Source organism: Nocardioides plantarum (assembly GCF_006346395.1).
Lineage (GTDB): Bacteria > Actinomycetota > Actinomycetes > Propionibacteriales > Nocardioidaceae > Nocardioides > Nocardioides plantarum.
Genome location: NZ_VDMS01000001.1, coordinates 599,802 through 615,051, shown reverse-complemented (window position 1 = coordinate 615,051; position 15,250 = coordinate 599,802). Strand labels below are relative to the sequence as shown.

General features: G+C 72.9%; 13 protein-coding genes and 1 riboswitch. Of the genes, 9 read left to right on the top strand and 4 right to left on the bottom strand.

Going from position 1 to position 15,250, the window contains the following annotated elements:
* Positions 1-659 precede the first annotated feature (659 nt).
* Positions 660-1,649 carry a M23 family metallopeptidase gene (locus FJQ56_RS02790; RefSeq protein WP_140007671.1) on the bottom strand — a complete coding sequence of 330 codons (990 nt, stop codon included), beginning with the start codon at positions 1,647-1,649 and terminating at the stop codon, positions 660-662.
* 364 nt (positions 1,650-2,013) lie between these two features.
* On the opposite strand from FJQ56_RS02790, the gene sucC reads away from it, so the two are divergent.
* On the top strand, positions 2,014-3,180 hold the full coding sequence (gene sucC, locus FJQ56_RS02785) for an ADP-forming succinate--CoA ligase subunit beta (RefSeq protein WP_140007670.1): 1,167 nt from the start codon (positions 2,014-2,016) through the stop codon (positions 3,178-3,180).
* An 11-nt stretch (positions 3,181-3,191) separates the two neighbouring features.
* Positions 3,192-4,085 carry a succinate--CoA ligase subunit alpha gene (gene sucD / locus FJQ56_RS02780; protein ID WP_140007669.1) on the top strand — a complete coding sequence of 298 codons (894 nt, stop codon included), beginning with the start codon at positions 3,192-3,194 and terminating at the stop codon, positions 4,083-4,085.
* Between the two features lie 115 nt (positions 4,086-4,200).
* Here the strand turns inward: sucD and FJQ56_RS02775 are convergent, their stop codons facing one another.
* On the bottom strand, positions 4,201-6,081 hold the full coding sequence (locus FJQ56_RS02775) for a SigE family RNA polymerase sigma factor (protein WP_140007668.1): 1,881 nt from the start codon (positions 6,079-6,081) through the stop codon (positions 4,201-4,203).
* A gap of 92 nt (positions 6,082-6,173) precedes the next feature.
* On the opposite strand from FJQ56_RS02775, the gene FJQ56_RS02770 reads away from it, so the two are divergent.
* The 6 genes from FJQ56_RS02770 to FJQ56_RS02745 all read left to right on the top strand — a co-directional run bounded on the left by FJQ56_RS02770 (position 6,174) and on the right by FJQ56_RS02745 (position 12,421).
* Positions 6,174-7,457, top strand: a complete 1,284-nt coding sequence (locus tag FJQ56_RS02770) for a cell division protein PerM (protein ID WP_140007667.1) — start codon at positions 6,174-6,176, stop codon at positions 7,455-7,457.
* Between the two features lie 10 nt (positions 7,458-7,467).
* On the top strand, positions 7,468-8,076 hold the full coding sequence (gene purN, locus FJQ56_RS02765; protein ID WP_140007666.1) for a phosphoribosylglycinamide formyltransferase: 609 nt from the start codon (positions 7,468-7,470) through the stop codon (positions 8,074-8,076).
* 1 nt (position 8,077) lies between these two features.
* A riboswitch (ZMP/ZTP riboswitch) is annotated at positions 8,078-8,155 on the top strand.
* Positions 8,156-8,187: 32 nt separating this feature from the next.
* Positions 8,188-9,768 carry a bifunctional phosphoribosylaminoimidazolecarboxamide formyltransferase/IMP cyclohydrolase gene (purH, locus tag FJQ56_RS02760; protein ID WP_140007665.1) on the top strand — a complete coding sequence of 527 codons (1,581 nt, stop codon included), beginning with the start codon at positions 8,188-8,190 and terminating at the stop codon, positions 9,766-9,768.
* Positions 9,769-9,948: 180 nt separating this feature from the next.
* Positions 9,949-11,187, top strand: coding sequence for an MFS transporter (locus FJQ56_RS02755; RefSeq protein ID WP_140007664.1), 1,239 nt, complete (start codon positions 9,949-9,951; stop codon positions 11,185-11,187).
* Positions 11,188-11,213: 26 nt separating this feature from the next.
* Positions 11,214-12,071: a bifunctional methylenetetrahydrofolate dehydrogenase/methenyltetrahydrofolate cyclohydrolase gene (locus FJQ56_RS02750; protein WP_140007663.1), complete on the top strand. Its 858-nt coding sequence runs from the start codon at positions 11,214-11,216 to the stop codon at positions 12,069-12,071.
* A gap of 5 nt (positions 12,072-12,076) precedes the next feature.
* Positions 12,077-12,421, top strand: a complete 345-nt coding sequence (locus tag FJQ56_RS02745) for a DUF3017 domain-containing protein (protein WP_170215237.1) — start codon at positions 12,077-12,079, stop codon at positions 12,419-12,421.
* A gap of 59 nt (positions 12,422-12,480) precedes the next feature.
* Here the strand turns inward: FJQ56_RS02745 and FJQ56_RS02740 are convergent, their stop codons facing one another.
* Positions 12,481-13,467, bottom strand: a complete 987-nt coding sequence (locus FJQ56_RS02740; protein ID WP_140007661.1) for a malate dehydrogenase — start codon at positions 13,465-13,467, stop codon at positions 12,481-12,483.
* 115 nt (positions 13,468-13,582) lie between these two features.
* On the opposite strand from FJQ56_RS02740, the gene FJQ56_RS02735 reads away from it, so the two are divergent.
* The gene (locus tag FJQ56_RS02735) at positions 13,583-14,167 is read left to right on the top strand and encodes a hypothetical protein (protein WP_170215236.1); all 585 of its coding nucleotides are present in this window, start codon (positions 13,583-13,585) and stop codon (positions 14,165-14,167) included.
* 24 nt (positions 14,168-14,191) lie between these two features.
* On the opposite strand, the gene FJQ56_RS02730 is transcribed toward FJQ56_RS02735, so the two are convergent.
* The gene (locus tag FJQ56_RS02730; protein ID WP_140007659.1) at positions 14,192-15,247 is read right to left on the bottom strand and encodes an aquaporin; all 1,056 of its coding nucleotides are present in this window, start codon (positions 15,245-15,247) and stop codon (positions 14,192-14,194) included.
* Positions 15,248-15,250 lie beyond the last annotated feature (3 nt).

Here is a 15,250-nt window from a genome sequence, read left to right as displayed (position 1 = left end):
GAGCCTCGAGACCACCGCAGCGTCCTGCGGACTCAAGCGACGTCTTCTCGTGCCAGGTGTCGCGACGTCCGGGTCGGGCGGCGGCGCGCGTAGCAGACCGCGTCTCGGCTTCAAGGACGCTTCGCGCCGCTGCGCGGCGGCCTGCGGCCGTCCTTGACCCCGAGCCTCTCGCGGTCTGCTTCGGCGCGCACCACGGCGAGGCCTCGCAAGCTCGGCTCGCCGTCGCCTGCGCCGCCGCCCCCCTCGGGCCTCCTGGTTCGGGCGGTGGGTGAGCCACCGTTCTGGTGTCTCGGGCGGGCGGGTTCGGTGGTTGACGCACCGCTGGTCTGGCCGCGTGGATCGGGCGGTGGGTGAGCCACCGTTCTGGGGCCTTGGGCGGGTGGGTTCGGTGGCTGACGCACCGCTCAGGTGGCGGGTGACTCGACCGGAGCGATTCTCCTGAACCAGGTTCACGGGATTCTCTCCAGTCGTCGAGGACCGGAATGGTAGGCGCGTGGACACCCCGACCCCGTGAGTCCCGCGCCGGGAGAGCCCCGATCCGACGGAGCCTTGGTGGAGTGAGAGCGTCGGCTGCGGTGGTCTCGAGGCTCAGGCCTGGCGGCCTTCGCACCTCGACCGGCGTGCCGCACCTCGACCGGCGCAGATCAGGTCGGGTCAGGTCAGGGGGTGACGCCGTTGGCGACGAAGGCGGCGTAGGGGTCGACCGGGTCGCCGCCGCCGGGGCGGACCTCGACGTGGAGGTGGGAGCCGGTGACGTGGCCGGTGGAACCGATGGTGCCGATGATCTCGTTGCCGGTGACGACGTCGCCGACGGAGACGTACTGGTCGGTCTGGTGGCAGTACCAGATCTCGGTGCCGTCCTCGAGGGTCACGACGGTCTTGTTGCCGTAGGAGCCGTCGAAGCCGGCGAAGGTCACGACGCCGTTGGCGATCGCGTGGATCGGGTCGCCGTCCTCACCGTTGAAGTCGAGGCCGGTGTGATAGCTGGCCCACAGGCCGTACTCGCCGAAGCGGGCGGTGAGGACGACCGGGTCGGTGGGGAGGAACCAGCGGTTCTCCTTGATCGTGGCGGCCTGCTTCTCGGCCTGGGCGGCGAGCTGGCCCAGGGCGGCGTTGCGCTCCTCGGCCTGCGCCTCGGCGGCAGCCACGAGCTCGTCGCCGCTGGCCTGGGCGAGGGTGTCGCGCTCACCGCTACGGCTGAGGGTCGTGCGGGAGTCGCCGACGGTGCCGATGCCGCCGGAGCCGCTGAGGGCGGTGGCGGGGCGCACGGTGTTGACCTGCGCGCTGGTCAGGGTGGTGGCGGGCGTGTTGCTGGGGGAGACGAGCACGCCGCCGATCGCCACCGCCATGGTGGCGACACCGAGCAGGACCGGTGCCGACGGCAGGCCGCGGAAGAGCGGACCGCGCGACCCGGCGTGACGGACCGCCCGGCGCTTGCCTGGAGCCTGGGCGCGAACCAGCGGCAGCTCGGCCGTGTGGTCGAGGTCGCCGAAGTAGTGCGTGCCGGTGCCGGTGGGAGCAGGCGTCGCCGCGGGCTGCGCCGGAGACTCGGCGGGGCGGGCGATGCGGCGTCCGACGTAGGCGGTGTCGGGTCGGGAGTCCGAGGGACGGCGGCCGTGGCCGCTCGGTTCCGCTCGGTGGTTTCCCATGGACAGACGACTCCGGGTCGGGGACTGGTGGACGCTGGTGCTGGACGCGCGGTGTCGAGCGACCTGCCGGATGCCGGCTGCTCGTCTCGACGCGGCCCCGACTGTAACGGATGGGTGACGGGGCCGGTAATCCGCCGCGACCCGATTGTGGACAGGTCGCGACACCCGTGGGGGCGAAACGCGAGAACTCGCCGATCCTCGTCCGGTGTGAGCCGCGCGACGTACCCGGCGGCGTCCCGCGGACCTCGTCCGTCGGCGGCCGTGGAGCGGGTCTAGGGTGCGGCGAGGTAAATGCCTTGCGCGACGGCGTACCTGCCGCGCAACCGAGAGGCACCCAGACGACACCGAGAGACATGGTGGACCAGTGGACCTGATGGAGTACCAGGCGAAGGAGCTCTTCGCGAAGCACGGCGTGGCAACGACCCTCGGGATCGTCGTCGAGAACGCCGAGGACGCGAAGGCAGCAGCCGAGAAGATCGGCGGCGTGACCGTGATCAAGGCGCAGGTCAAGGCCGGCGGTCGCGGCAAGGCCGGCGGCGTCAAGCTCGCCAAGACGCCCGACGAGGCCTTCGAGCACGCCACCGCGATCCTCGACCTCGAGATCAAGGGCCTGCCCGTCAACCGGGTGCTCGTCACGCCGGCGACGCCGCCGGAGGAGGAGTACTACTTCTCCTTCCTGCTCGACCGGGCCAACCGGCAGTACCTCTGCATCGCCTCCGTCGAGGGTGGTGTGGAGATCGAGGAGGTCGCCAAGACCAACCCCGACGCCGTCAAGCAGATCGCGATCGACCCCGGCACCGGTGTCGATGCCGCCAAGGCCCGCGAGATCGCGACCGAGGCGAAGTTCCCCGAGGCCGTCTTCGAGCAGGCCGTCGAGATGATCACGGCCCTCTACACGGTCTTCGTCGAAGAGGACGCCACGCTCGTCGAGGTCAACCCGCTCGCGCGGCTGGCCGGCGACCGGCTCGAGGCGCTCGACGGCAAGGTCTCCCTCGACGAGAACGCCTCCGAGGTGCGGCACCCCGAGCACGAGGCCTTCGAGATCAAGGACGAGTCCGACCCGCTGGAGGCCAAGGCGAAGGCCAAGGGCCTCAACTACGTCAAGCTCGACGGCCAGGTCGGGATCATCGGCAACGGCGCGGGCCTGGTCATGTCGACCCTCGACGTCGTCGCGTACGCCGGGGAGGCGCACGGCGGGGTCAAGCCCGCCAACTTCCTCGACATCGGTGGCGGCGCCAACGCCCAGGTGATGGCCGACGGCCTCGACGTCATCCTCAACGACGAGCAGGTCAAGAGCGTGTTCGTCAACGTCTTCGGCGGCATCACCGCCTGCGACGAGGTCGCCAACGGCATCAAGGGGGCCCTCGAGATCCTCGGCGACGCGGCCACCAAGCCGCTCGTCGTACGCCTCGACGGCAACAACGTCGACAAGGGTCGCGAGATCCTCGACACGCTCAACCACCCGCTGGTCACGCAGGTGGACACCATGGACGGTGCGGCCGACAAGGCCGCCGAGCTCGCGAACGGCTGAGGGGCGCTGACATGTCGATCTACCTGAACAAGGACAGCAAGATCATCGTCCAGGGCATGACCGGTGGCATGGGTGCCAAGCACACCACGCTGATGGTCGAGTCGGGCAGCAACATCGTGGGTGGCGTCAACGCCCGCAAGGCCGGCACCAGCGTCGAGCTCGGCGGCAAGGAGCTGCCGGTGTTCGGCAGCGTCGCCGAGGCGATGAAGGAGACCGGCGCCGACGTCTCGGTCGCGTTCGTGCCGCCGGCCTTCACCAAGGCCGCCTGCATCGAGGCCATCGACGCCGGCATCGGCCTGCTCGTCGTGATCACCGAGGGCGTGCCCGTGCAGGACACCGCCGAGGTGTGGTCCTACCTCAAGAGCGACGCCAACACCGCCGGCACCCGGATGATCGGCCCCAACTGTCCGGGCATCATCACGCCCGGTGAGTCGCTGGCCGGCATCACGCCCCACACCATCGCGGGCACGGGGCCGATCGGCCTGGTCTCCAAGTCGGGCACCCTGACCTACCAGATGATGTACGAGCTCAAGGACCACGGCTTCTCGACCGCCATCGGCATCGGTGGTGACCCGATCATCGGCACCACCCACATCGACGCCCTGGCGGCGTTCGAGGCCGACCCCGACACCAAGGCGATCGTGATGATCGGCGAGATCGGTGGCGACGCCGAGGAGCGGGCCGCGGCCTACATCAAGGACAACGTCACCAAGCCGGTCGTCGGCTACGTCGCGGGCTTCACCGCCCCTGAGGGCAAGACGATGGGCCACGCCGGCGCGATCGTGTCGGGCTCGTCCGGCACCGCGCAGGCCAAGAAGGAGGCCCTCGAGGCCGTGGGCGTCAAGGTCGGCAAGACGCCGTCCGAGACAGCGGCGCTGATGCGCGAGGTCCTGCAGAGCCTGTGACCTCCGCCGGCTGATCCAGCCACCCCGAGGTCGTACGACGGCCCGCCACCCCACCCGGGGCGGCGGGCCGTTCGTCGTCCGGGCCGTCAGCCCGGCTCGCAGGGGACGCGAGAGGTCAGGAGGGTGCCGGGAGCTGGCTCAGTCGCTGCTGCGCCCGCTCGGCCAGCTCGACGAAGGCCCCCTCGGGGAGGTCGGCCTTCGGCCCGGGCACGAAGCCGACCTGGGCCACGGCGGTCCGGGAGCGGACGAACGCCATGTAGAAGACCACCGAGCGCTTGCCGGGGAGCTGGACGTCGAGGCGCCAGGCGCGCAGCGACGTGCCGGCCCCGTCGCGGCTGGCGAGCTGGGTGACGTCGGTGTTGAGCTCGCGGTCGGAGCAGGTGGCGAGCCGGCTGCGCACGCGGGCGGCCAGGGCGCCTGCCTGGGCGGCCGGCAGCGCGCCCACCGTCTCGGTGAGCCCGAACTCCTTCGGCAGGTCGGCCTCGGGCACCACGAAGGTCCGGGTGGCGGCGCGGGTGATCCGCGCGCCCCGGAACCGCGTCGCGAACGAGGTGTCGTCGCAGGCCGTGGCCGCGTCGTTGGTCGTCGGGGCGCTGGGCGGGGTGCCGACCCACGGGGCGCGGACGCCGCGGACCGGCGGCAGGTCGACCTCGGACAGCAGGGCGGGGCGCTTGCCGGTCGGCAGCGGGGTCCGGTTGGTGACCTGGGGGCTGTCGGGCGCGCAGGCACCGCCGCTGGGCAGTGCGCAGAGGCGGTCGGTCGCCGTCCCGAGCAGCGCCGCCCCCGCCGTACGGGGAGGCGCGGTCGAGCCGGGCAGCCGCACCGCGGTCGTGGTGGTGTAGCCGCCGGTGCGAGCCACCCCGACGACGTAGGTCGTGACCGGCGAGTCCCAGCGCCGCAGCACGAACTCGATCGCCTCGTCGGCGACCGAGACCGGGGTGCGGGTGGCGATCAGCTGGACCCGCGGGTCGGTGCACCCGGCGACCCAGGCCGACATGGTGCGGAACGTGCGTTGCGCGGCGCGGGTCGAGCCGGAGGCCTCGGTGAGCTGGGTCACCGACGCGGGCGTCGCGCTGCCGGAGCGGGCGGTGCCCTGCAGGTCGCGCACGAGGATGGCTCGGCCGCGCGGGTCGGCGTACCGCTCCTGCTGGCAGGGCACCACGAGCCCGTTGCCGGTGCTGTTGTCGCCGGTCCTGATCGAGGTCCACCGCCGTGACGGGTAGGCGTCCTCCAGGTCGGACGTGCCGAGCAGCGTCGAGCTGGGGAGCTCGACGACCGTGGGGGTCGAGCCGCCTGGTGAGCCGGGCGAGCCGGTCGTGCCCGGCGTGGCCGAGCGGCTGGGCCCGGCCTCGGCGAGGGAGGGGCGGACGCCGGTCGCGTCGCTGACCAGGGAGCCCGACGCGACGACGAGCCCGACGGTCCCGAGCACCCCGGCGACGGTGTGGGCGCGGCGCCGTGCGGCGCCCGATCGCCGGACGATCGAGGGGCGCGGCCAGCGGCCGCGACCGGCGATGGACGCACCCAGCTGCTCGAACACGAGCGGCAGCTGGGACGGCTGGGTGTCGAGGGCGACCGCGACCGACGTGGCGGCCGTCTGGAGCTCCTGCTCGGCGCGTTCGAGGGGCAGCCCCGCCTCACGGGCCATCTGGCCCATCGACACCGACGCCAGCTGGGTCAGCACGAGCACGCGCCGCTGGGTCATCGAGAGTCGGCCGAGGGCGTCGAGGATCGCGCGGGTCTCGGGGGCGATGTCCTTCTCGCGGTGCCACACCCGGGCCGTGTGCTTGCGCTGCGCGAGCCGCCAGGCGTGGGGGCGCACCTGGTCCTCGGGGTGCTCGTGGCGCGACAGCTTGCGCCAGTGGTGCCACGCGACGACGAACGCCTCGCGCACGGCCCGCCGCGACGCCGCCAGGTCGCCGGTCAGCGCGTAGGTCTGCACGAGCAGGCGCTCTCGGGCGTCCTTGTAGAACGCGTCGAAGTCGTCGGGCTGTCTCATGGCGGCCTTCACGGTAGACGACCGGCACGAGGGAGCCGTGGTCGGCGTGGGAGCACCGGTACGCCGCCCCGTCGGGTCACGATGGACCGGCCATGACCACGTTGCTCCCGCCTCCCCACCGGTCCTCGGCCCGATCTGCCGGCCGCTCGAGCGACCAGGTCCGCCACGACCTGGCGACCCGACGCCCGCTGGTGCTGGTCTCCGTCGCCGGCGGCGCGACCGCGGCTGCGGCCACCCTGCTGGTCTGCCTGGCCACCGGGGTCGCCGGCTGGTACCTCAGCGACGGCGGCGCGCACGGGGCCCCTCGCGACGGTCTGCGCATCGGCGCCCTGGGCTGGCTGATGGGGCACGGCTCCGGCGTGAGCGTCGGGGGAGTCCCGATCACGGCGATGCCCCTCGGCGTCACCCTGATGTGTGCCTGGGCGATCTGGCGCGTCGGTCAACGCATCGGCTGGTCGGTCTCGGGCCACGGGCCCGACGCCGACGGCATCGCCGACGGCCAGCGCGACGTCGTGGTGCCGCTGGCGGCGCTGATGTTCGCCGCGGGCTACGTCCTGGTGGCCGTGGTGACGATCACGCTCGCCGCCTCCGCGGCGACCGCGCCGAGCACCCCGCGGGTCGTGCTGTGGTCGCTGCTGCTGTGTGCTGTCGTGGGCGTCCCCGCGATCGCGGCCGGAGCGGGTCGCTTGGCGATCTGGACGGCGTACGTCCCGGTGACGGTGCGGGCCTCTGCCGCCGTCGCGCGCCGGATCGTGACGGTGTGGCTCGTGGTGTCCCTCGCGGCGTTCGTCGTGGCGCTGGTGGTCGACTTCTCGACCGCGGCCAACGTGATGGGTCAGGTCGGCGGGGGCGGCGGAGCGCTCGCGCTCGTCATCGTCCTCAGCATCGTCCTGCTGCCCAACGCCGTGCTGTTCAGCAGCTCCTACCTCCTCGGCCCTGGCTTCACCGTCGGCACCGGCACCCTGGTCTCCCCGGGCGCCGTGGTCCTCGGAGCGCTGCCGGCGTTCCCCATGCTCGCCGCCCTCCCCGACGAGGGCCCGACCCCGGCCTGGACCGGGTGGGTGTTCCTGCTGCCGCCGGTCGTGGCGTTCGCCGCGGCCGCCTGGTCGCAGTGGGTGTGGCCGACGGCCTACTACGCCGAGGGCGCCGTGCGCGGTGCCGCCGGCGGCATCACCGCCGGTGTGCTGTTCGGGCTGGCCACCTCCCTCGCCGGTGGAGCGGTCGGGCCGGGCCGGATGGCCGACGTGGCGCCGTACGCCTTCGACGTGCTGCTGCACGCCGTCACCGCCTTCGGCATCGGTGGACTGCTCGGCGGCCTCGCCGTGACGTGGTGGCAGCGGCGGACCATGCCGGTCGAGGTCACGCTCGACCAGTAGTGTCCCGGGCGTGTCCGCGCGCCTGGTCGTCCTCGTCTCCGGCGGCGGCACCAACCTGCAGGCCCTGCTCGAGGCCTGCGCCGACCCGTCGTACGGCGCGCAGGTGGTCGCCGTGGGTGCCGACCGGCCCGGCATCGAGGGTCTGGCGCGGGCCGAGCGGGCCGGGGTCGCGACGTTCGTGTGCCGGGTCCAGGACCACCCGACGCGGGCGGACTGGGACGCCGCCCTGGCCGCCGAGGTGGCCGCGCACCGGCCCGACCTCGTCGTGCTCGCAGGCTTCATGAAGCTGGTGGGGGAGTCGTTCCTGGCCGCCCACGGCGGGCGCGTGGTCAACACCCACCCCGCCCTGTCGCCGTCCTTCCCGGGGATGCGCGGCCCGGCCGAGGCGCTCGACTACGGCGTCAAGGTCACCGGGGCCACGTTGTTCATGGTCGACGCCGGGGTCGACACCGGCCAGATCGTGGCGCAGACCACCGTCCCCGTCGAGGACGACGACACCGTCGACTCCCTCCACGACCGGATCAAGGTCGCCGAGCGCACGATGCTCGTCGAGGCGGTCGGACGGATGGCCCGCGAGGGCTTCACCGTCGAGGGTCGCCGGGTCCGGTTCGGGCGATAGGCTGCGGCCACACGACTGGCGCAGGTGGGCAACCACCGGGGAGTGAACGTCGAGGTCATCGTCCGCCTGGGTGACCCTCCGTCCTCGAACCCTCGACCCAGGAGACGCCCCATGGCTGACCAGACACCCGACCGCCCCGACCGCATCGAGATCAAGCGGGCCCTCGTGTCCGTCTACGACAAGACCGGGCTCGAGGGGCTCGTCCGGGGCCTCCACGACGCGGGCGTCGCCCTCGTCTCGACCGGCGGCTCGGCCGCGCTGATCGAGGGCCTGGGTCTGCCGGTGACCCGGGTCGAGGACCTCACCGGGTTCCCCGAGTGCCTCGACGGGCGCGTCAAGACGCTGCACCCCCGCGTGCACGCCGGCATCCTCGCCGACCGCCGCCTCCCCGCCCACGTGCAGCAGCTCGCCGATCTCGAGGTCGAGCCGTTCGACCTGGTCGTGGTCAACCTCTACCCGTTCACCGAGACCGTCGCCTCGGGGGCCGCACCCGACGACTGCGTCGAGCAGATCGACATCGGCGGCCCGTCGATGGTGCGCGCCGCGGCCAAGAACCACCCGTCGGTCGGCGTGATCACCTCGCCCGCCTCCTACGACGCCGTGCTCGCCGCGGTCTCCGCGGGCGGGTTCACCCTCGCCCAGCGGCAGCGGCTGGCTGCCGAGGCGTTCGTCCACACGGCGACGTACGACGTCGCGGTCGCCTCGTGGATGGGCAGCGTGCTGACCGACACCTCCGAGGGCGACGGGTTCCCGGCGTGGGTCGGGGCGACCTGGACCAAGGCCACCGGCCTGCGCTACGGCGAGAACCCGCACCAGCCCGCCGCGCTCTACGTCGACGACCACGGCCCGGCCGGGCTCGCCCAGGCCGAGCAGCTGCACGGCAAGGAGATGTCCTACAACAACTTCCTCGACACCGACGCCGCCCGCCGCGCCGCCTACGACTTCGACGAGCCGGCCGTGGCGATCATCAAGCACGCCAACCCGTGCGGCATCGCCGTCGGCAGCGACGTCGCCGAGGCCCACCGCCGCGCCCACGAGTGCGACCCGACCTCGGCGTTCGGTGGCGTGATCGCGGCCAACCGGCCGGTCACGGTCGCCATGGCCGAGCAGGTCGCCGAGGTCTTCACCGAGGTCATCGTCGCCCCGGCGTACGACGACGGCGCGGTCGAGGTACTGGCCCGCAAGAAGAACATCCGGGTCCTGGTCGCCGAGGCGCCCACCCGCGGAGGCGTCGAGACCCGCCCGGTGTCGGGAGGCCTGCTGATGCAGCACCGCGACGCCATCGACGCCGACGGCGACGACCCGACCACCTGGACCCTCGCCACCGGCACGCCCGCCTCGCCCGAGGTCCTCGCCGACCTCGCGTTCGCGTGGCGCGCGGTGCGCGCGGCGAAGTCCAACGCCATCCTGCTCGCCAAGGACGGCGCGTCCGTCGGCGTCGGCATGGGCCAGGTCAACCGCGTCGACTCCTGCCGGCTCGCGGTCTCGCGCGCCGGCGATCGGGCCGCCGGCTCGGTGGCCGCCTCCGACGCGTTCTTCCCGTTCGAGGACGGCCCGCAGATCCTCATCGACGCCGGAGTCGCGGCGATCGTGCAGCCCGGTGGGTCGATGCGCGACAACCTGACCGTCGAGGCCGCCGAGGCCGCGGGGGTCACGATGTACTTCACCGGGACGCGGCACTTCGCGCATTGATTCGCGGGTGGCAGGGATCCCCGGGTACCCGGGGACTCCTGCACTCCGGGCCCGTTGCAACGCCCCAGAAGCGGATGAGCCGCCCCCGGAGTCGCACGGCGACGCCCGGGCGGGACGTGCGGTCGAGAACGGCGTACGCCGGTCGCAAACCCGGTGGACGGGAGTTGAGAGGATGACGCCGTGGGTGTGTTGAGCAACGTGCTGCCGAAGTCCAAGCTCGAGCGCGACCTGGCCCTCCAGTGCGTGCTGTCGGCGTTCGCGACCGGGTCGTTCCTCACCGGGACGGCGGTGTTCTTCACCCAGATCGTGGGGCTCAGCGGCGCCCAGGTGGGCCTCGGCATGTCGGTGGCGGCGGCCGTCAGTCTCGCGCTGTCGATCCCGCTCGGTCGGCTCACCGACGTCGTGGGCGCCAAGCGGCTCTGGGTCGTCGCCTCGCTGCTCGAGGCGGGGCTCTACCTGATCTGGCCGCTGATCGGCTCCTTCGCAGCGTTCGTGGCCATGCTGGCGGTGCTGGCCTGCGTCGAGACCGCGGCGCGCTCGGCGCGCGAGGTCTATCGGATCGCGGTGTTCCCGCGGGAGACCCGGGTCCGGGCGATGGCCTACATGCGCGCCGCCCGCAACGTCGGCTACACGCTCGGGGCGGCCGCCGGCGGCATCGCCCTGGGCGTCGGCAGCCGCGAGGCGATCATCGGCGTCCCCCTGCTCACCGGCGGTCTGCTCGTGCTCAACGCGGTGATGGTCTCGTTCCTGCCGACCATCACCCGGCCACCCAAGGCGCACGGCGACCTCGAGCTGGCCGGGGGAGCGGCGCTGCGCAACCCGGGCTTCGTGGTGCTGTCGCTGTGCAACGGCGTGCTGCAGTCCAACCAGGTGCTGCTCAACGTCGTGGTCCCGCTGTGGCTCGTCGAGCGCACCGACGCCCCGCACCAGCTGCTCGCCTGGCTGTTCGGCACCAACACCGTGCTGGCGGTCTGCCTGCAGGTGCGCGCGTCGCGCGGCTCCGAGACGGTCGCCGGGGCGCTGCGGGCGGTGCGCTGGTCGGGCTGGGCGTTCGTGCTGTCCTGCCTGGTCATCAGCATCACCCACGAGACCGTCGGCTGGGTCTCGATCGCGCTGATCTGGGTCGGCCACGTCACCATCACCGGCGCCGAGCTGTGGCAGTCCGCCGCCAGCTGGGGGTTCGCCTCGGAGCTCTCCGACCACCGCCGCCTCGGCGACTACCAGGGCGTGTGGGGCATGGGCGGTCAGGTCGAGTCGATCATCTTCCCGGCGCTGTTCACCTTCCTCGCCCTGGAGTGGGGCCCGCCCGGGTGGGCCGTGATCGCGGTCATCGCCGTGACCGCCGCCGTCGTCTCCCACCCCGCTGCCCGCGCCGCCGAGCGCCACCTCGTCAAGGTCGGAGCGCCGGTCGGGGTGTGAGGTACGGCGTCCCTAGACTGAGGCCCGTGACTGCGCAGAGGCTCGACGGCACCGCCACCCTCAAGACCATCAAGGCCGAGCTCACCGAGCGGGTCGCCCTGCTGCGTGAGAAGGGCGTCGTGCCCGGGCTCGGCACCGTCCTGGTCGGCGACGACCCCGGCTCCCACTGGTACGTCGGCGCCAAGCACAAGGACTGCGCCGAGATCGGCATCGAGTCCCTGCGGGTCGACCTGCCGGCCACCGCGACCCAGGCCGAGGTCGAGGCCGAGATCGACCGGCTCAACGCCGACCCGTCGTGCACCGGCTTCCTGGTCCAGCAGCCCACCGGTCTCGACGAGTTCCGGCTGCTCTCGCGCGTCGACCCCGACAAGGACGTCGACGGTCTGCACCCGGTCAACCTCGGCAAGCTCGTCCTGGGCGAGGCCGGCCCGCTGCCGTGCACGCCCATCGGGTGCATCGAGCTGCTGCGCCGCCACGGGGTCGAGCTCGACGGCGCCCACGTCGTGGTCGTCGGACGCGGGCTCACCGTCGGCCGGCCGCTCGGCCTGCTGCTGACCCGCCGGTCCGAGAACGCCACCACCACCCTGTGCCACACCGGCACCCGCGACCTGGCCGCCCACGTCCGTGAGGCCGACGTCGTCGTCGCAGCCGCCGGCGTACCCGGCCTGGTCACTGCCGACATGGTCAAGCCCGGGGCCGCGCTGCTCGACGTCGGTGTCTCGCGCGTCGACGGCAAGATCGCCGGCGACCTGGCCCCCGACGTCTGGGACGTCGCCGGCTGGGTCTCGCCCAACCCCGGCGGCGTCGGCCCGATGACCCGCGCGATGCTGCTGACCAACATCGTCGCCCGCGCCGAGCGGGCTCTCGAGGACGCGGCGTCCTGATCCCGGTGACCGACCCCGTGGAGCCCGCCGCCGTGCCGGAGCCGATCGACGAGGCCGTCGCGCCCCGTCGGCGCCGACGGCTCTGGCCCGAGCGCATCGGTGGCGTCTTCTACCTCGGCGTCCTGGCCGCCTCCGGCACCGCGTTCCTGGTGATCGTGCTCGGCGACTGGCGCGTCGGCGTCCGGGTGCTGGCCTCGGCGTTGATCGCGGCCGGCGTGCTCCGCCTGGTCCTGCGACAGGACGACGCCGGCATGCTCGCCGTACGCCGCCGCTCGATCGACGTGCTGCTCCTGCTGGTCGTGGGGACGTCGCTGTGGTGGCTGGCCGGGTCGATCCCCGACCAGCCCTGAAAACCACATCGACCCGTCGCCCACGGGCGACGGGTCGATGTGGTGTGAGCTGATGGGGCCTAGATGAGGCCGAGCTCGGTGACCGCGTCGCGCTCGTCGGCGAGCTCGGCGACCGAGGCGTCGATGCGGGCGCGCGAGAAGTCGTCGATGTCGAGGCCCTGGACGATCGACCAGTCGCCGTCCTTGGTGGTGACGGGGAACGAGGACACGAGACCCTCGGGGACGCCGTAGGAACCGTCGGACACGACCGCCATCGAGACCCAGTCGCCCTCGGCCGAGCCGAAGAGCCAGTCGCGGGCGGCGTCGACGGTGGCCGAGGCGGCCGACGCGGCCGAGGAGGAGCCACGCGCCTCGATGATCGCGGCGCCGCGCTTGGCGACCGTCGGGATGAAGGTGTTCTCGAGCCAGTCCTGGTCGCCCACGGTCTCGGCGGCGTTCTTGCCGGCGACCTCGGCGTGGAACAGGTCGGGGTACTGGGTGGCGGAGTGGTTGCCCCAGATCGTCATCTTGGTGATGTCGGTGACGGGGGCGCCGGTCTTGGCGGCGAGCTGCGAGATCGCCCGGTTGTGGTCGAGGCGGGTCAGCGCCGAGAACCGCTCGGCCGGGATGTCGGGGGCGTTCTTGTGGGCGATCAGGGCGTTGGTGTTGGCCGGGTTGCCGGTGACCCCGATGCGGACGTCGTCGGCCGCGACCGCGTTGAGGGCCTTGCCCTGCGCGGTGAAGATCGCCCCGTTGGCCGAGAGCAGGTCGCCGCGCTCCATGCCCGGGCCGCGCGGGCGCGCGCCGACCAGCAGGGCGAGGTTGACGCCGTCGAAGATCTTCTCGGCGTCGTCACCGATCTCGACACCCGCGAGGCTCGGGAAGGCGCAGTCGTCGAGCTCCATCACGACCCCCTCGAGCGCCTTGAGGGCCGGGGTGATCTCGAGCAGTCGCAGCTCGATCGGACGGCCGTTCGTGAGCGCGCCGCTCGCGAGACGGAAGAGCAGGCTGTAGCCGATCTGGCCGGCGGCGCCGGTGACGGCGACCTTCAACGGAGCAGAGCTCACGTGGACTCCTGGGACGAGGAAAGGTGGGTGGCTGACGCCTCCCGACGCTAGCAGCGCGCCGACGTTGAGCGACGATGGGGCCGTGCGCAGACGAGTGGTGCGGGTGGGTGTGGCGGTGGCTCTCGTCCTGGGAGGGACGACGGCCTGCTCCACGGGCTCTGCCCCGAGCCCCTCGACCGGCGTCGACGAGCTCGTGATCCCGACCCCGTCACCTGGTCCGGCCGACTTCGTCGACGCGATCGACAACCCGTGGTTCGGCCTCGACGACGCGACGTACGCCGACGGCAGCGGGTCGCGGGTCGAGCGGGTCGTCAGCAAGGGGCCCGACGTGGGCGGGGTCCCCACCACCGCCGTCACGCTCGACGGTGTGACCGACCTCTACGCCCAGGACGCCCTCGGGGACGTGTGGTGGTTCGGCCACGCGGCCCCCGGCGCGACCTGGCGGGCCGGCTCCGGGGGTGCCGTGGCGGGCCTGGTCATGGCGGCCTCGCCGCGCCGTGGCGACGGCTACCGGCGCGCGGACGTCCCGGGCCAGGACCTGCGCTCGACGGTCCTCTCGGTCGACCGCGACAGCGTCGTGGTCCAGGACGTCACCGACGGGGTCGTCACCCGGTCCACCTACACGAACGGTGTCGGCCTCGACCTCGTCGAGACCGACACCGGTTCGGTCGTGCTGGCCCGCCAGGAGGCGGGCGAGTAGGGCGCGTGCAGGGCGTGGTCGGGGTCAGACTCCGTCGTTGGGGCGGACCTGCGTCTGCTCACCGCTGGCCGGGTTGGGCCACGACTGCTGCGGCGCCTGCTGCTGGGCGGGGATCCACTGCTGGGCCTGCGGGTCCCACTGCCACCCGTCCTGGATGATCGGCGGCTCGGCGGCCGGCTGGGGCGTCGCCGCCTGAGCGGCCGGCGCGGAGTAGCCGCCGGACTGCGGCTGGGCGAACTGGTCGGGCTGACCGGGCTGACCGGGCTGCTGGTAGCCGCCGGGCTGCTGGTAGCCGCCGGGCTGGTTCCACTGCTGCTGGTAGCCGCCGGGGCCGAAGTTCTGCTGCGGGGCCTTGGGGCCGCCGAAGTCGAGGCCCGAGCCGGGCACCTTGTCGCGGTCGGCGCCGAAGAGCGCGGGGTAGGCGAAACCGGCAGCGACGCCACCGAGGATCGTGCCGATCAGGAAGACCCACACCTGGATCAGCGGGTCGGACCCGGAGAACACCGCGGTGCCCAGCGACTGCGCGGGGTTGACCGTGCCGCCGGTGGCGGCCGAGGTCGCGGTCAGGGCGGCGACGAGCGCCAGGCCGATCGCGAGCGGGGCGAACGTGACGATCTCGTTGCGCACGTCGGTGAGGGCGAGCCAGATGAGGACGAAGAACATGGTCACCACGAGGGTCAGCAGGAGCGCTGCCCACAGGGCGTAGCCGGTGCCGTCGTCTCCCCAGCCGTTGGTGCCCAGGGGGGTGTCGAAGGCCTCGAAGCCGTCGTTGCCGAAGGCGAAGATCAGCAGGAGCAGCCCGCCCACGAGGCCACCGACGAACTGGGCGCCGATGAGCTTGCCGCCCTCGGACCACGCGGTGCGGCCGGCGAGGATCGAGCCGAGCGTGACGGCCGGGTTGAAGTGACCGCCCGCGAACCGCCCGAACGCGTAGGTCAGGGCGACGAGCGCGAAGCCGGCAGCGGCCGGGTTGACGCCGGTGGTCCCGATCGTGCTCGCGCAGGCGGCGACCACGAGGATCAGCGTGCCGATCGCCTCGCCGGCGAGCTTGTGGACGGTGGTGGGTGGGGTTGCTTCCATGGC

Coding starts and splice junctions, on each gene's coding strand:
- FJQ56_RS02790 (WP_140007671.1), bottom strand. CDS start 1,649: ATGGGAAACCACCGAGCGGAACCGAGCGGCCACGGCCGCCGTCCCTCG.
- sucD (WP_140007669.1), top strand. CDS start 3,192: ATGTCGATCTACCTGAACAAGGACAGCAAGATCATCGTCCAGGGCATG.
- FJQ56_RS02775 (WP_140007668.1), bottom strand. CDS start 6,081: ATGAGACAGCCCGACGACTTCGACGCGTTCTACAAGGACGCCCGAGAG.
- FJQ56_RS02770 (WP_140007667.1), top strand. CDS start 6,174: ATGACCACGTTGCTCCCGCCTCCCCACCGGTCCTCGGCCCGATCTGCC.
- purH (WP_140007665.1), top strand. CDS start 8,188: ATGGCTGACCAGACACCCGACCGCCCCGACCGCATCGAGATCAAGCGG.
- FJQ56_RS02730 (WP_140007659.1), bottom strand. CDS start 15,247: ATGGAAGCAACCCCACCCACCACCGTCCACAAGCTCGCCGGCGAGGCG.